The sequence below is a fragment of the Streptomyces sp. NPDC018000 genome (assembly GCF_044328025.1).
GTDB lineage: Bacteria > Actinomycetota > Actinomycetes > Streptomycetales > Streptomycetaceae > Streptomyces.
Map to the genome: position 1 here is coordinate 214741 of NZ_JBIRGM010000006.1, position 15980 is coordinate 230720.

General features: G+C 69.8%; 14 protein-coding genes. 11 read left to right on the forward strand and 3 right to left on the reverse strand.

The window, feature by feature from the left end; all coding sequences use genetic code 11:
- The first annotated feature begins 98 nt into the window (after positions 1–98).
- On the forward strand, positions 99–1226 hold the full coding sequence (gene pheS / locus ACH4EW_RS16985; RefSeq protein WP_398257350.1) for a phenylalanine--tRNA ligase subunit alpha: 1128 nt from the start codon (positions 99–101) through the stop codon (positions 1224–1226).
- Entirely contained in the window at positions 1226–3739 is a 2514-nt protein-coding gene (pheT, locus tag ACH4EW_RS16990; protein WP_398257353.1) for a phenylalanine--tRNA ligase subunit beta, read from the forward strand. Before pheS ends, pheT begins: the two co-directional genes overlap by 1 nt.
- A gap of 145 nt (positions 3740–3884) precedes the next feature.
- Here the strand turns inward: pheT and ACH4EW_RS16995 are convergent, their stop codons facing one another.
- The gene (locus ACH4EW_RS16995) at positions 3885–4745 is read right to left on the reverse strand and encodes a 3-hydroxybutyryl-CoA dehydrogenase (protein WP_398257356.1); all 861 of its coding nucleotides are present in this window, start codon (positions 4743–4745) and stop codon (positions 3885–3887) included.
- Positions 4746–4935: 190 nt separating this feature from the next.
- Here ACH4EW_RS16995 and ACH4EW_RS17000 point away from each other — a divergent pair, with 190 nt between their 5' ends.
- A complete protein-coding gene (locus tag ACH4EW_RS17000; protein WP_398257359.1) occupies positions 4936–6228 on the forward strand; it encodes a glycoside hydrolase family 10 protein in 1293 nt (430 codons plus the stop codon).
- Between the two features lie 106 nt (positions 6229–6334).
- Here the strand turns inward: ACH4EW_RS17000 and ACH4EW_RS17005 are convergent, their stop codons facing one another.
- A complete protein-coding gene (locus tag ACH4EW_RS17005) occupies positions 6335–6547 on the reverse strand; it encodes a DUF1918 domain-containing protein (RefSeq protein ID WP_398257362.1) in 213 nt (70 codons plus the stop codon).
- A 55-nt stretch (positions 6548–6602) separates the two neighbouring features.
- Here ACH4EW_RS17005 and ACH4EW_RS17010 point away from each other — a divergent pair, with 55 nt between their 5' ends.
- The 7 genes from ACH4EW_RS17010 to ACH4EW_RS17040 all read left to right on the forward strand — a co-directional run bounded on the left by ACH4EW_RS17010 (position 6603) and on the right by ACH4EW_RS17040 (position 13662).
- Positions 6603–6734: a hypothetical protein gene (locus ACH4EW_RS17010; protein WP_398257365.1), complete on the forward strand. Its 132-nt coding sequence runs from the start codon at positions 6603–6605 to the stop codon at positions 6732–6734.
- Positions 6735–6903: 169 nt separating this feature from the next.
- A complete protein-coding gene (locus ACH4EW_RS17015) occupies positions 6904–8775 on the forward strand; it encodes a glycoside hydrolase family 15 protein (RefSeq protein ID WP_398257367.1) in 1872 nt (623 codons plus the stop codon).
- Between the two features lie 56 nt (positions 8776–8831).
- The gene (gene argC / locus ACH4EW_RS17020; protein WP_398257370.1) at positions 8832–9860 is read left to right on the forward strand and encodes an N-acetyl-gamma-glutamyl-phosphate reductase; all 1029 of its coding nucleotides are present in this window, start codon (positions 8832–8834) and stop codon (positions 9858–9860) included.
- Entirely contained in the window at positions 9857–11011 is a 1155-nt protein-coding gene (gene argJ / locus ACH4EW_RS17025; protein ID WP_398257373.1) for a bifunctional glutamate N-acetyltransferase/amino-acid acetyltransferase ArgJ, read from the forward strand. Before argC ends, argJ begins: the two co-directional genes overlap by 4 nt.
- The gene (gene argB / locus ACH4EW_RS17030) at positions 11008–11922 is read left to right on the forward strand and encodes an acetylglutamate kinase (RefSeq protein ID WP_398257376.1); all 915 of its coding nucleotides are present in this window, start codon (positions 11008–11010) and stop codon (positions 11920–11922) included. The genes argJ and argB overlap by 4 nt, the downstream gene beginning before the upstream one ends.
- Complete coding sequence (locus tag ACH4EW_RS17035) at positions 11919–13115, forward strand: acetylornithine transaminase (protein WP_398257379.1); 1197 nt, start codon at positions 11919–11921, stop codon at positions 13113–13115. Before argB ends, ACH4EW_RS17035 begins: the two co-directional genes overlap by 4 nt.
- Before the next feature lie 10 nt (positions 13116–13125).
- Positions 13126–13662 (forward strand): arginine repressor, encoded by a 537-nt coding sequence (locus tag ACH4EW_RS17040; protein WP_398257381.1) that lies wholly within the window; start codon positions 13126–13128, stop codon positions 13660–13662.
- Positions 13663–13896: 234 nt separating this feature from the next.
- On the opposite strand, the gene ACH4EW_RS17045 is transcribed toward ACH4EW_RS17040, so the two are convergent.
- Entirely contained in the window at positions 13897–14496 is a 600-nt protein-coding gene (locus ACH4EW_RS17045) for a pyridoxamine 5'-phosphate oxidase family protein (RefSeq protein WP_398257383.1), read from the reverse strand.
- Between the two features lie 189 nt (positions 14497–14685).
- Between ACH4EW_RS17045 and ACH4EW_RS17050 the strand changes: the two genes are divergently transcribed.
- Complete coding sequence (locus tag ACH4EW_RS17050) at positions 14686–15882, forward strand: argininosuccinate synthase (protein ID WP_398257386.1); 1197 nt, start codon at positions 14686–14688, stop codon at positions 15880–15882.
- Positions 15883–15980: the final 98 nt, after the last annotated feature.

The window sequence follows — 15980 nt, forward strand, 5'->3', positions numbered from 1 at the left end:
TTGGCACCTTTGCGTCCTCCATCGTCGAGCGGGGCCATGGGGGTCCGGGGGTATTCCCCGGTAAGCGCAGTACCAGCCAATCGGAAGCACGGGAAGAGATGTCGGCACCGAACAAGTCGTACGACCCAGTCGAGGTCGAGGCACTGAAACCGGAAGAGATCGAGCGCATGCGGGACGAGGCGTTCGCCGCCTTCGCCGCCGCCGGGGACCTCGACGCGCTCGCCCAGGCGAAGACCGCGCACACCGGCGGTACCTCGCCCCTGTCGCTCGCCAACCGGGAGATCGGCGCCCTGCCGCCGCAGGCCAAGGCCGAGGCGGGCAAGCGCGTGGGCCAGGCCCGCGGCGCCGTGAGCAAGGCCCTCGCCGCCCGTCAGGCGGAGCTGGAGGCCGAGCGGGACGCCCGCGTACTGGTCGAGGAGGCGGTGGACGTCACGCTGCCCTACGACCGCACCCCGGCCGGCGCCCGCCACCCCCTGACGACCATCATGGAGCGTGTCGCGGACGTCTTCGTGGCCATGGGCTACGAGGTCGCGGAGGGCCCCGAGGTCGAGGCGGAGTGGTTCAACTTCGACGCCCTGAACTTCGTGCCCGACCACCCGGCCCGGCAGATGCAGGACACCTTCTTCGTCCAGGGCGCCGACGGTGCCAAGAACGACGAGTCCGGTGTCGTGCTGCGTACGCACACCTCGCCGGTCCAGGCCCGCACCCTGCTCGACCGCGAGCCCCCCGTCTACGTCGTCTGCCCCGGCCGCGTCTACCGCACCGACGAGCTCGACGCGACGCACACCCCGGTCTTCCACCAGATCGAGCTGCTCGCCGTCGACGAGGGCCTCACCATGGCCGACCTCAAGGGCACCCTCGACCACATGGTCCAGGCGCTCTTCGGCCCGGACATGAAGACCCGGCTGCGGCCGAACTTCTTCCCGTTCACCGAGCCGTCCGCCGAGATGGACATGGTCTGCTACGTCTGCCGCGGCGTCTCCGTCGGCAACCCGGACCGCCCCTGCCGCACCTGCGGCAGCGAGGGCTGGATCGAGCTCGGCGGCTGCGGCATGGTCAACCCCAAGGTGCTCATCGCCTGCGGTGTCGACCCCAAGAAGTACAGCGGATTCGCCTTCGGGTTCGGCATCGAACGAATGCTGATGTTCCGCCACAACGTCGAAGACATGCGAGACATGGTCGAGGGTGACGTCCGGTTCACCCGGCCGTTCGGGATGGAGATCTGATGCGCGTCCCGCTTTCCTGGCTGCGGGAGTACGTCGACCTGCCGGCGACGGAGACCGGCCGAGACGTACAGGCCAAGCTCGTCGCCGTGGGTCTGGAGGTCGAGACCGTCGAGCAGATCGGCGCCGGCCTCAAGGGCCCGCTGGTTGTCGGACAGGTACTGACCATCGAGGAACTGGAGGGCTTCAAGAAGCCCATCCGCTTCTGCACGGTCGACGTCGGCAACGCCAACGGCACCGGCGAGCCGCAGGAGATCGTCTGCGGAGCCCGCAACTTCTCCGTCGGCGACAAGGTCGTCGTGGTCCTCCCGGGCGCCGTCCTGCCCGGCGACTTCGCGATCGCCGCACGAAAGACGTACGGCAAGACCTCGCACGGCATGATCTGCTCCACCGACGAGCTCGGCATGGGCGACGACGGCACGCACGGCATCATCGTGCTGCCGCCGGAGCACGAGGCCGGCACCGATGCGATCGAGCTGCTCCAGCTCGTCGACGAGGTCCTCGACATCGCCGTCACGCCGGACCGCGGCTACTGCCTGTCCATGCGCGGCGTCGCCCGCGAGACCGCCATCGCGTACGGGCTGCCGCTGCGCGACCCTGCCCTCCTCGACGTGCCCGCGCCGAACGCGTTCGGCTACCCGGTCAAGATCGCCGACCCGATCGGCTGCGACAGGTTCACCGCGCGCACCGTCGTCGGCCTGCAGCCCGAGGCACGCTCCCCGATCTGGCTGCAGCGCAGGCTGCAGAAGGCCGGGATGCGCCCGATCTCGCTCGCCGTGGACATCACCAACTACGTGATGCTGGAGCTCGGCCAGCCGCTGCACGCCTATGACCGCACCCGCATCGACGGGCCGATCGGGGTGCGCCGGGCCGAGCAGGGCGAGAAGCTCACCACCCTCGACGGCACGGTCCGCGTCCTGGACGCCGAGGACCTGGTCATCACCGACAACCGCGGGCCGATCGGCCTCGCGGGCGTCATGGGCGGAGCCAACACCGAGATCGCTGACGTCCAGGAAGGTGCGCACAGCACCACCGAGGTCGTCATCGAGGCCGCGCACTTCGACGCGATCTCGATCGCCCGGACCGCGCGCCGCCACAAGCTGTCGTCCGAGGCGTCCAAGCGCTTCGAGCGCGGCGCCGACCCGCAGGCCGCGGCCGCCGCCGCGCAGCGCACCGTCGACCTGCTGGTACTGCTCGCCGGCGGCACCGCCGAGGCCGGGGTCACCGAGGTCAGCGCCCCGTCCGCGCCCCGCACCATCGCGATGCCCGCGGATCACCCCGACCAGGTGGCCGGTGTCGCCTACGGCCGCGAAACCGTCGTACGCCGCCTCCAGCAGGTCGGCTGCGACGTCTACGGGCAGGACGAGCTCATCGTCACCGTGCCGTCCTGGCGGCCCGACCTGAGCGAGCCGAACGACCTCGCCGAGGAGGTCATCCGGCTGGAGGGTTACGAGAACCTTCCGTCCACCCTCCCGACGCCGCCGTCCGGCCGCGGGCTCACCGACCGCCAGCGGCTGCACCGCAGGGTCGGCAGGGCGCTCGCCGGAGCCGGCTACGTCGAGGCGCTGAACTACCCGTTCATCGGCGGCGCCGTGCTCGACCAGCTCGGGCTCGACGCCGACGACGCCCGCCGCCGCACGGTCGAGCTCGTCAACCCGCTCTCCGACGAGGAGCCGGCTCTGCGCACCACGCTGCTGCCGGGCCTGCTCGGCGCACTGCGGCGCAACGACGGCCGCGGCAGCCACGACCTCGCGCTCTTCGAGACCGGCCTGGTCTTCACGCCGACCGGCAGCGAGACCAAGGCCGTACGGCTGCCCGTCGACCGCCGTCCCACCGGCGAGGAGATCGCCGGGCTCAACGCCACGCTGCCGCGTCAGCCGCGCCACGCCGCCGTCGTCCTCGCGGGCGCCCGCGAGCAGGCCGGCTGGTGGGGCAAGGGCCGCCCGGCCGACTGGGCGGACTCCATCGAGGCCGCTCGTACGATCGCCCGTGAGGCGGGTGTCGAGGTGACCGTCCGGAACGACCAGCACGCGCCGTGGCACCCCGGCCGCTGCGCCGCGCTGTACGTCACGGTGGACGGCGAGGAGACCCTCTTCGGGCACGCCGGTGAGCTGCACCCGCGCGTCATCAAGGAGCTCCACCTGCCGGAGCGCACCTGCGCCATGGAGGTCGAGCTCGACGTTCTGGAGCAGGCCGTCGACGGCGTGCTCCAGGCGCCTCGGATCTCCACCTTCCCGGTGGCGACCCAGGATGTCGCGCTGATCGTCGCCGAGAGCGTCCCCGCCGCCGAGGTGGAGCAGGCACTGCGAACGGGCGCGGGTGAACTCCTCGAATCGCTGCGGCTGTTCGACGTCTTCACCGGCGACCAGATCGGCGCGGGCCGCAAGTCCCTTGCCTACGCGCTGCGCTTCCGCGCAGCGGACCGCACGCTGACCGTCGACGAGGCCACGGCCGCCCGTGACGCGGCGGTGGCCCTGGCCGCCGAGCGTACGGGCGCGGTGCTGCGGGGCGCGTAACGCCTCACGCGCCGCACGCCATGAAGGAGGGGCGTATCCGCTGACCGGATACGCCCCTCCTGTGCGCGCGCTGGGACAACGACCTCGCCCACGACTGGCCGACCGGGGGATTCCCGGACGGCCCCGTGGGGACACGAGCGACGGATCAGGAGTACGGGTAGAAGCCCGAGCCCGTCTTGCGGCCGAGGCGGCCCGCGTCCACCATCCGCTGGAGCAGCGGGGGAGCGGCGTACAGCGGCTCCTTGAACTCCGCGTACATCGAGTCGGCGACCGAGGCCACGGTGTCGAGCCCGATCAGGTCGGAGAGCTTGAGCGGGCCCATCGGGTGGGCGCAGCCGAGCTCCATGCCATTGTCGATGTCCTCGCGGCTGGCGATCCCCGACTCGAACATCCGGATCGCGGAGAGCAGATACGGAATCAACAGCGCGTTGACGACGAAGCCGGAGCGGTCCTGGGCGCGGATCGGGTGCTTGCCGAGGACGTCCTGCACGAGGGCCTCGGAGCGCTTCACCGTTTCGTCGGACGTCGTCAGCGCGGGGATCAGCTCGACGAGCTTCTGCACCGGGGCCGGGTTGAAGAAGTGGATGCCGATGACCTGGTCCGGGCGAGAGGTCGCCACGGCCAGCTTCACCAGCGGAATGGAGGAGGTGTTCGAGGCGAGGATCGCGTCCTGCCGGGTCACCACCTGGTCGAGCACCTGGAAGATCTCGGTTTTGACCTGTTCGTTCTCCACGACGGCCTCGATGACGAGATCGCGGTCGGCGAACTCTCCGAGGTCGGTGGTGAAGCTCAGACGAGCCAGTGTCTCGTCGCGCTCCTCCGGAGTGATCTTGCCGCGGTCGGCGGCTTTCGAGAGGGAGTTGTGCAGCCGGGTGCGGCCGATCTCCAGCGCCTCGCCGGTGGTCTCGGCCACCTTGACCTCAAGACCGCTGCGGGCGCACACCTCCGCGATACCCGCGCCCATCTGGCCACAGCCCACCACTCCGACGCGTGCAATGTCGGCCATAGAGTCCGTCACCTCGTGCCTTTCGCTGTTCTCCGTGTCGCAGGATCCCGTCTGATTCCGGTGCCCGCCTCGACCCCCCGACGTTACTCCGCGACCTGAGGGTCATTGCGGGCCGGGGCGGGCATGCTCTGCGTTACGCCCGGATGTCGGGGGCGACGGACGAGGACAGAGAGACGGCAGGTGCAACGAAATGCGGCAAATGGCCAGAAGAGGCTTTGTGGCGGGTGCGGCCGGGGTGGTCGCAGGGGTGGTGAGCACCATCACCACGGCCGGTGATGCCGTCGCGGTCCCGTCCCGGCAGGCCGGCTCAGGCCGGACGGGCGGGGCGTCGCACAAGGGTGGTCACCATGTGGCGCGGCGCGCGCTGCGCGGCATGTGGGTCGCCACCGTCGCCAACATCGACTGGCCCTCGGCGCCCGGTCTGACAGCCGCGGCGCAGAAGGCCGAGCTGATCGCGTACCTCGACAAGGCCGTCGACCGGCGGCTGAACGCCGTGATCCTCCAGGTCCGGCCGACGGCCGACGCGCTGTGGCCCTCGCCCTACGAACCGTGGGCCCAGTACCTCACCGGGGTCCAGGGCAAGGACCCCGGCTGGGATCCGCTGGGCACCGCAGTCCAGGAGGCGCACCGCCGCGGCCTGGAACTGCACGCCTGGTTCAACCCGTACCGGGTCGCCAACCACACCGATCCGTCCCGGCTGGTCGCCACCCACCCCGCCAGGCTGCACCCCGAATGGATCCTGCCGTACGGCGGGAAGCTCTACTACAACCCCGGAATCCCCGAGGTCCGCCGCTTTGTCCAGGACGCGATGCTGGACGCGGTCCGCCGCTACGACATCGACGCCGTGCACTGGGACGACTACTTCTACCCGTACCCGGTGGCCGGGCAGGTGTTCGACGACGACGCCACGTACGCGAAGTACGGCGCGGGCTTCCCGGACAAGGCCGCCTGGCGGCGCGCCAACACCGACAAGCTGGTGCGCGAGACGGCCCAGCGGATCAAGAAGATCAAGAAGAACGTCCAGTTCGGGATCAGCCCGTTCGGTGTGTGGCGCAATGCCGCGACCGATCCGCTCGGCTCGGACACGAAGGCGGGTGTGCAGACCTACGACGATCTGTACGCCGACACCCGCGGCTGGGTCCAGAAGGGCTGGATCGACTACATCTGCCCGCAGATCTACTGGAACATCGGCTTCGCCGCCGCCGACTACGCCAAGCTGCTGCCCTGGTGGAACGCGGTCGTACGGGGCACGGGCGTCGATCTGTTCGTGGGCGAGGCGCTCTACAAGGCCGGTGACCCGGCGCAGCCCGCCGCCTGGCAGGACCCCGCCGAACTCTCCCGCCACCTCGACTTCGCCGCCGCCTACGACCAGGTGCGCGGCCACGTCTACTTCTCCGGCAAGGATGTGGTCACGGACCGGACCGGAGCCATGGCCCGGGTGGTGGCAGACCACTACCGCAACAGGGTGCGCCCGCCCCGCTGACAGAAGAAGCGGAGCCGGCGCACCGGGAGTTGTGGGCGGGCCGCCGGGAACCCGTCGGCCCGCCCAGGGCCCGGGGGCGAAGAGCCGTGCCGTCCACCGGAGGCCGCTACGGGTGCTCCGGTGCCTGCTTCCGGTCGGCGGTGTGCTGTACGACGCTGTCGGGACCGGGCGAAATCAGGTGTTCGTGTCCGTCCTCGAAGCGGACGCGGAACGGGGGAGTGCCCCCGGCCCCGAGCACTTCGACGATCTCTGCGACACGGTCGTGCTGTCCCACGGTCCTGCCGTGCATCAGCAGCCGGTCGCCCGCGTGTGCCTCCATTGGGCGTGACCTCCTCACGGGTGGCGGTCCATGTCGACAAGTCTATGACCGAAAGATGACTTCGCCCGGCGAACGGTTGTGGGCCCTCACCCCGAACGCCGGGCGCGCCCCGTCCGCCGGGTGGCCGCGATCAGAGGTCACCCGGCAGGCTCTCGGGCTCGTCGAGGCGGTGTACGAGGCACTGTGACCGGGTCGGCACGCGAAGGCCGGCACCGGATGACCGGCACCGGCTCCCGCCGCGCATGTCCCGGACAGGCGGCGTCGCTCACGCCTCCTCATAGGTTGACACTGCACGGGCCCGATGTGCCGGTCGGCCTTAGCCTGTAGAGGGGGTGCGGAGGTCAAGGAGGTCCGATGTGACTGAGGCCAATGCGGGCGCCGGGGCGTTCAGTGCTTTCGACACATCCCCGGGCGTCGGCTCGACCCGCTATCCGCCCATTGCCGAGCACGGCCTGATCGGCGATCTGCGCAGCGCGGCGCTGGTGGACACCAACGGCACCATCGACTGGTACTGCTGCCCGCGCTTCGACGCGCCCAGCGTCTTCGCCTCGATCCTCGACGCGGACCGGGGCGGGTCCTTCGAACTCGCCGCGGATGCCCCGACGCGCACCAAGCAGTTCTACTTCCCCGACACCAACGTGCTGATCACCCGCTTCTTCGCGGACGACGGCGTCGGCGAGGTCCAGGACTTCATGCCGATACTCGACGACTCGCGCGAGGCCGACCGGCACCGGCTGATCCGCCGCGTGGTGTGCGTGCGCGGATCGCTGCCGTTCCGCGCCCGGGTGGCCCCTCGTTTCGAGTACGGGACGCAGCCGCACACCGTGCACGCTCAGCACCGCCAGGCGGTCTTCGAATCGCCGTCACTCACTCTCGCGCTGACGTCGAGTGTGCCGATCGAGGTCGCCGGCCAGGACGTCTGGTCGTTGTTCAAGCTGCACGAGGGCGAGTCCGCCGTCTTCGCCCTCGACCGGGTCGGCGGCGACGTGGCGCCCCGCTTCTGCCCGCTGTCCGAGGCGGAGCAGCAGTTCAACGCCACCGTCAAGTACTGGCGGCGGTGGCTGTCCCGGTCGAGGTACCGCGGTCGCTGGCGGGAGATGGTGCACCGCTCCGCCCTCACTCTGAAGCTGCTCACCTACGCCCCGACCGGTGCCATCATCGCCGCGCCGACCACCAGTCTGCCCGAACGCATCGGCGGCGAGCGCAACTGGGACTACCGCTATGTATGGATCCGTGACGCGGCGTTCTGTGTGTATGCGCTGCTGAGGCTCGGTTTCACCGAGGAGGCCGAGGCCTTCATGCGCTTCCTTTCCGAACGTGTCCCTCTCGAAGCAGCCGGGGGGACGGGCTCCATCGGCCCGCTGCAGATCATGTACGGCATCGACGGGCGCCGTGAGCTGCCTGAACGCGAGCTGACCCATCTCGAGGGCTACCGGGGCTCGGCGCCCGTGCGCGTAGGCAACGGCGCCGTCAACCAGTTGCAACTGGACATCTACGGGGCGCTCATCGACGGCCTCTACCTCTACGACAAGTGGGGGCAGCCCATCTCCAGCGCGCACTGGGACAGCATCAGCGAGCTGGTGGACTGGTTGTGCGACCACTGGGACCAGCCCGACCAGGGGATCTGGGAGACCCGCAGCGGGCGCAAGAACTTCCTCTACTCGCGGTTGATGTGCTGGGTGGCCATCGAGCGCGCCATGCGGCTGGCCCAGCATCGCGGCCTGCCCGTCGACATCGTTCGGTGGGGGCGGGCCCGGGATGCGATCTACCGCCGGATCATGCGCCATGGCTGGTCCGACGAGCGGCACGCCTTCGTCCAGTACGAGGACGGCCACGTCCTCGACGCGTCCCTGCTGATGATGCCGCTGGCGAAGTTCGTCTCCCCCACCGACCCGAAATGGCTCGCCACGCTGGACGCGCTGGGGGAGGACCTGGTGTCCGACTCGCTGGTCTACCGCTACGACCCGCAGGCCAGCCCGGACGGATTGCGCGGCGATGAGGGTACGTTCTCGATCTGCTCGTTCTGGTACGTCGAGGCGCTGGCCCGCGCCGGCCGCCTGGACGAGGCCCGGCTCGCGTTCGAGAAGATGCTCACGTATGCCAACCACCTCGGTCTGTACGCCGAGGAGATAGGCCACACCGGGGAGCAGAGCGGGAATTTCCCTCAGGCATTCACACACCTGGCGCTGATCAGCGCGGCCTTCGATCTCGACCGCGCACTCGGCTAGCTTTGCATAAAAGTGCATTGCTGCGTATAGTCATGCCATCGACGAGGAGGATTTCGATGGTGGTACGTGCAGCAGTGGCAGGGGCGAGCGGATATGCCGGCGGGGAACTGCTCCGTCTCCTGCTGGTCCACCCCGAGGTCGAGATCGGGGCCCTCACCGCCAACTCCAACGCGGGGCAGAAGCTCGGTGTGCTGCAGCCGCATCTGCGGCCGCTTGCCGACCGTGTGCTTCAGCCGACGGTGCCCGAGGTTCTCGCCGGACACGATGTCGTCTTCCTCGCCCTTCCGCACGGGCAGTCCGCCGCCGTCGCCGAGCGGCTCGGTGACGAGGTACTCGTCGTCGACATGGGCGCCGACTTCCGGCTCAGGGACGCAGCGGACTGGGAGAAGTTCTACGGCTCGCCGCACGCCGGGACCTGGCCCTACGGTCTGCCCGAACTGCCCGGCGGGCGCCCGGCGTTGGCAGGGGCCAAGCGCATCGCGGTGCCCGGCTGCTACCCGACCGCCGTCTCCCTCGCGCTCTTCCCGGCGTACGCCGCCCACCTGGCCGAGTCCGAGGCCGTGGTCGTCGCCGCGTCCGGTACCTCCGGGGCGGGCAAGGCGGCCAAGTCGCATCTGCTCGGTTCCGAGGTAATGGGCAACATGTCCCCGTACGGCGTCGGCGGGGTCCACCGGCACACCCCCGAGATGATCCAGAACCTCAGCGCCGCGGCCGGTGAGCCGGTCACGGTGTCCTTCACGCCGACCCTGGCGCCGATGCCCCGCGGCATCCTCGCCACCTGCAGCGCGAAGGCGAAGCCGGGCGTGAGTGCCGAGTCCGTCCGTGACGTGTACGAGAAGGCGTTCGCCGACGAGCCGTTCGTCGACCTGCTCCCCGAGGGGCAGTGGCCCGCCACGGCCTCTGTCCACGGTTCCAACGCCGTACAGATCCAGGTCGCGTACGACGAGGCGGCGGGCCGGATCGTCGCCATCAGCGCCATCGACAACCTTGCCAAGGGCACCGCCGGCGGCGCCCTGCAGAGCATGAACATCGCCCTCGGACTTCCCGAGGACACTGGTCTTTCCACGATCGGAGTCGCACCGTGAGTGTCACGGCAGCACAGGGTTTCTCGGCGGCGGGCATCGCCGCGGGAATCAAGGAGAGCGGTAACCCCGACCTGGCCCTCGTGGTCAACCACGGTCCGCGTCGCGCCGCCGCGGGCGTCTTCACCTCCAACCGCGTCAAGGCCGCTCCCGTCCTCTGGTCGGAGCAGGTACTCAAGGGCGGCGAGGTCAGTGCCGTCGTTCTCAACTCCGGTGGTGCCAACGCCTGTACGGGCCCGAAGGGGTTCCAGGACACCCACGCCACCGCCGAGAAGGCCGCCGAGGTTCTCACCGGTCACAGCGCAGGTGAGATCGCGGTGGCGTCGACCGGGCTGATCGGCATGCTGCTCCCGATGGACAAGCTGCTGCCCGGCATCGAGAAGGCAGCCGCCGCCCTCAGCGAGCACGGCGGCGAGAAGGCCGCCATCGCGATCAAGACCACCGACACCGTCCACAAGACCGCCGTCGCGGGCGGCGAGGGGTGGACAGTCGGCGGTATGGCCAAGGGCGCGGGCATGCTCGCCCCAGGGCTCGCCACCATGCTGGTCGTCCTCACCACCGACGCCGATGTGGAGGCCCCGGCGCTCGACACCGCGCTGCGCGCCGCCACCCGCACCACCTTCGACCGGGTCGACTCCGACGGCTGCATGTCGACCAACGACACCGTGCTGCTGCTGGCCTCCGGAGCGAGCGGGATCACCCCGGAGCAGGACGAGTTCGCCGAGGCCGTGCGGACCGTCTGCGCCGACCTCGCCCGGCAGCTCATCGGTGACGCCGAGGGCGCCTCCAAGGACATCCGGATCGAGGTCATCAACGCCGCGACCGAGGACGACGCCGTCGAGGTGGGCCGGTCCATCGCCCGTAACAACCTCCTCAAGTGCGCCATCCACGGTGAGGACCCCAACTGGGGCCGGGTCCTCTCCGCCATCGGCACGACGAAGGCCGCCTTCGATCCGGACCAGCTGAATGTCGCCATCAACGGCGTCTGGGTCTGTCGGAACGGCGGCGTCGGCGAGGACCGCGACCTGGTCGACATGCGCTACCGGGAAGTGAAGATCACCGCCGACCTGGCCACCGGCCCCGAGTCGGCCGTCATCTGGGCCAACGACCTCACCGCCGACTACGTCCACGAGAACAGCGCGTACAGCTCATGACCACGGCGCGGAAGCACACCGCACTCCCGAAGGCGCAGATCCTCATCGAGGCGCTGCCCTGGCTGACCCAGCACAACGGCAAGACCGTCGTCATCAAGTTCGGCGGCAACGCCATGATCGACGAGGCACTGAAGGCGGCCTTCGCCCAGGATGTCGTGTTTCTGCGCCAGGCCGGCCTCAAGCCCGTCGTCGTGCACGGCGGCGGCCCGCAGATCAGCGCCCAGCTCGACAAGCAGGGCCTGGTCAGCGAGTTCAAGGCCGGTCTGCGCGTCACCACGCCCGAGGCGATGGAGGTCGTACGGATGGTGCTGGCCGGACAGGTCCAGCGCGAGCTCGTCGGCCTGCTCAACCAGCACGGCCCGCTCGCCGTCGGCCTGACCGGCGAGGACGCCCACACGATCACCGCCAGCCAGCACAGGCCCGTCATCGACGGCGAACCCGTCGACATCGGCCGGGTCGGCGAGATCACCGCCATCGACACCGGGGCGATCCAGGCACTGCTGGACGACGGCCGGATCCCCGTCGTCTCCTCCATCGCACGCTCCGCCGACGACAACCACGTCTACAACGTCAACGCCGACACCGCGGCTGCCGCACTCGCCGCCGCGCTGAACGCCGAGACGCTGATGGTCCTCACCGATGTCGAGGGCCTTTACGAGGACTGGCCCAACAGTGACGACGTGATCAGCCGCCTCACCGCCACCGAGCTGGAAAGGCTGCTTCCCGAGCTGTCCAGCGGCATGGTGCCGAAAATGCAGGGCTGCCTGCACGCCGTACGCAACGGCGTCGAGACCGCCCGTGTCATCGACGGCCGGGTCCAGCACTCGATCCTGCTGGAGATCTTCACCGACGAAGGAATAGGCACGATGGTCGTGCCCGACGCACAGCCCGGCGCGCAGGGGGAGTCATGACCAATCAGGAACTCTCGCAGCGCTGGCAGCACGCGCTGATGGACAACTACGGCACCCCCCAGCTGTCCCTCGTCCGCGGCCAGGGCGCCCATGTGTGGGACGCCGACGGCACCGAGTACCTCGACTTCGTCGGCGGTATCGCCGTGAACGCACTGGGCCATGCCCATCCCGCCGTCGTCGAGGCGGTCTCCACTCAGATCGCCTGCCTCGGCCACGTCTCCAATCTCTTCATCGCCCCGCCGCCCGTCGCCCTCGCCGAACGGCTGCTGCAGCTCTTCGGCCAGGGCGGCAGGGTCTACTTCGCCAACTCGGGCGCCGAGGCCAACGAGGCCGCCTTCAAGATCGGCCGGCTGACCGGGCGGACCCACATGGTCGCCACCGACGGCGGCTTCCACGGCCGGACCATGGGCGCACTCGCGCTGACCGGCCAGCCCGGGAAACGCGAGCCCTTCGAGCCGCTGCCCGGCGATGTCACACATGTCCCGTACGGCGACGCCGAGGCGCTGCGGGCCGCCGTGACCACCGACACCGCACTGGTGATCATCGAGCCCATCCAGGGCGAGAACGGTGTGGTCGTGCCGCCCAAGGGCTACCTGGAGGCCGCCCGGGAGATCACCCGGGCCACCGGCACCCTGCTCGTCCTGGACGAGGTACAGACCGGTATCGGCCGCTGCGGCCACTGGTTCGAGCACCAGGCCCACCAGGGCGTCGAGCCCGACATCGTCACCCTCGCCAAGGGCCTCGGCGGCGGACTGCCGATCGGTGCGACCGTCGCGTTCGGCCCGGCGGCCGATCTGCTGAAGCCGGGCCAGCACGGCACGACGTTCGGCGGCAACCCGATCGCCTGCGCCGCCGGTCTCGCCGTCCTGGACACCCTGGCGGCCGATGGTGCCCTGGACCAGGTGAAGCGGCTCGGTGAGAAGATCCGGGACGGCGTGGAGGGGCTGGGGCACCCTCTGGTCTCCCATGTCCGCGGCTCCGGGCTGCTCCTGGGTATCGTGCTCACCGAGCCCCGCGCACAGCAGGTGCAACAGGCGGCTCAGGGAGCCGGAATCCTGGTGAACGTACCCGCCCCCGATGTTCTGCGGCTCATGCCACCGCTGATCATCGGGGACGCGGAGGTCGACGCGTTCCTCCAGGCGCTGCCCGGCGCTCTCGACGCGGCAAAAGGGGACGGACGATCCGGAGAATGAGGCGACGACGATGACCGAGGCGCAGGAAACCGAGCACGGCGGGCCGTCCGTGCCGCAGACCCGCACCGCACGCCACCGCCGGATCGTGGACATCCTGAACCGGCAGCCGGTGCGCTCGCAGAGCCAGCTGGCCAAGCTCCTCGCCGACGACGGGCTGAGCGTCACCCAGGCGACGCTCTCCCGCGATCTGGACGAGCTGGGCGCGGTGAAGATCCGCAACACCGGCGGCGAGCTGATCTACGCGGTGCCGAGCGAGGGCGGTTTCCGTACCCCGCAGGCACCGCTGGGCGAGTCCGCGAAGGAGGAGCGGATGCGGCGCCTCTCCGCCGAACTGCTCATCTCGGCGGAGGCCTCGGCCAACCTCGTGGTGCTGCGTACGCCTCCCGGCGCGGCCCAGTTCCTCGCCTCGGCCATCGACCAGGCCGAACTGCACGACATCCTCGGCACGATCGCGGGCGACGACACGCTGATGCTGATCAGCCGCGACCCGGCGGGCGGTCAGGCACTCGCCGACCATCTCCTGCGGCTGGCCCAGAACGAGCGCTGAGCGGGCCGGAGCTGCCCTGCCGTTGGTGGAGCCCTTGTCCGGGGCCTCGGCCGTGATCAACTGGGTACCGCCGCCGGTGCCGGCCATCCGCCCCGGAGAGCCGGCCCCGCGGCGGGCCGGGCCGCGACCGAGCCGCCAGGGCGAGCAGCAGCGAACCGGCCACCAGGGATCTGCGCATGCCACGGATGCCGGACCGTCCGGCGGGGTGTCACCGCCGGATCCGCTCCGTACGGCTCAATCCCGCTCGGTGCGCGGCATGGCCGGCAGCGGGAGCGGCAGCCCCGGCAGTCCGTCGAGGCTCGTCGCGATGTGTTCCTTCTTCTCGAAGTAGACACCGAGCGACGTGTCGTCCTCGCGGACGAAGCGCTGGGCGTGCAGTGGCCGGTCCTCGTCGTACGACATGAAGGGCACGGCGAATCCGCAGGTGTCCCGGATCAGCTCGGCCGTCACCACGATGATCGCGCGCAGCCCGTGCGGCGTGGGGTCGACGCCGGGGAAGTGGGCGAGCAGGCCGGTGAACCGCGGGTCGTCGCGGAAGACGGGCTCGCCGCGGCCGTGCACCCGCACGATGTTCGGCGGCCCCTGGAAGGCGCACCACATCAGGGTGATGCGGCCGTTCTCACGGAGATGGGCCACGGTCTCCGCGTTGCTTCCGGCGAAGTCCAGATAGGCCACTGTCTGCTCGTCGATGACCGCGAAGGAGCCGCTGACGCCCTTGGGGGAGAGGTTGACGGTGCCGTTCCCGTCCAGGGGCGCGGTCGCCGTGAAGAAGAGGTGCTGCTCTTCGATGAAGGCCCTAATCCGTCCGTTGATGCGTTCGTATGTCTTTCCCATGGGGGGCATTGTCGTCGCCAACACGGCGCCCGGCAGCGCCGCGCGGTCTTCGGGCCCGGCATTTACGACCTGGGGGCCGATGGGGAGCGGGCTCGAACGTTCGGGTGAGCCGTCACCAGCAGCTTTGACAAACCATACGGAGTACTGCATAGTTATACCCATCAGTGATTGCACCGTAAGGAGAAACCCGTGACCGAGCGCGTCGTACTCGCCTACTCGGGCGGCCTGGACACCTCCGTCGCCATCGGCTGGATCGCCGAGGAGACGGGCGCCGAGGTCATCGCCGTTGCCGTGGATGTCGGCCAGGGCGGCGAGGACCTGGACGTCATCCGTAAGCGCGCGCTCGCCTGCGGTGCCGTCGAGGCCGAGGTCGCGGACGCCAAGGACGAGTTCGCCGAGGAGTACTGCCTCCCGGCGATCAAGGCCAACGCCCTCTACATGGACCGCTACCCGCTGGTCTCGGCCCTCTCCCGGCCGACCATCGTCAAGCACCTCGTTGCGGCAGCCAACAAGCACAACGCCGGCATCGTCGCCCACGGCTGCACCGGCAAGGGCAACGACCAGGTGCGCTTCGAGGCCGGTATCTCCGCGCTCGGCCCGGACCTGAAGTGCATTGCCCCGGTCCGTGACTACGCGATGACCCGGGACAAGGCCATCGCCTTCTGCGAGGACAAGAACCTCCCGATCGCGACCACCAAGAAGTCCCCGTACTCCATCGACCAGAACGTCTTCGGGCGTGCCGTCGAGACGGGCTTCCTGGAGGACATCTGGAACGCGCCGATCGAGGACATCTACGAGTACACCGAGAACCCCGCCACCCCGCGCGAGGCCGACGAGGTCGTCATCTCCTTCAAGGAGGGCGTGCCCGTGGCCATCGACGGCAAGCCCGTCACCGTCCTCCAGGCGATCCAGCAGCTCAACCAGCGGGCCGGCGCCCAGGGCATCGGCCGGATCGACATGGTCGAGGACCGTCTCGTGGGCATCAAGTCCCGTGAGGTGTACGAGGCCCCGGGCGCGATCGCGCTGATCACCGCCCACCAGGAGCTGGAGAACGTCACCGTCGAGCGCGAGCTGGCCCGCTACAAGCGGCAGGTCGAGCAGCGCTGGGGCGAGATGGTCTACGACGGCCTGTGGTTCTCCCCGCTCAAGCGCGCCCTGGACGGCTTCATCAACGAGGCCAACCAGCACGTCACCGGCGACATCCGGATGATCCTGCACGCCGGTCGTGCCGTCGTCACCGGCCGGAAGTCCAGCGAGTCGCTGTACGACTTCAACCTCGCCACCTACGACTCGGGCGACACGTTCGACCAGTCCAAGGCGCAGGGCTTCATCGAGATCTTCGGCCTCTCGTCGAAGATCGCCGCCAAGCGCGATCTGCAGGCATAGCCTGACGCAGACCTCGCCCGACCCTCAGTAGTCACGTCACCGCCTCCCCGTCCCTCCGCGCGGGGAGGCGGTTGCACATCCACCCCCTTGTTCTTCCG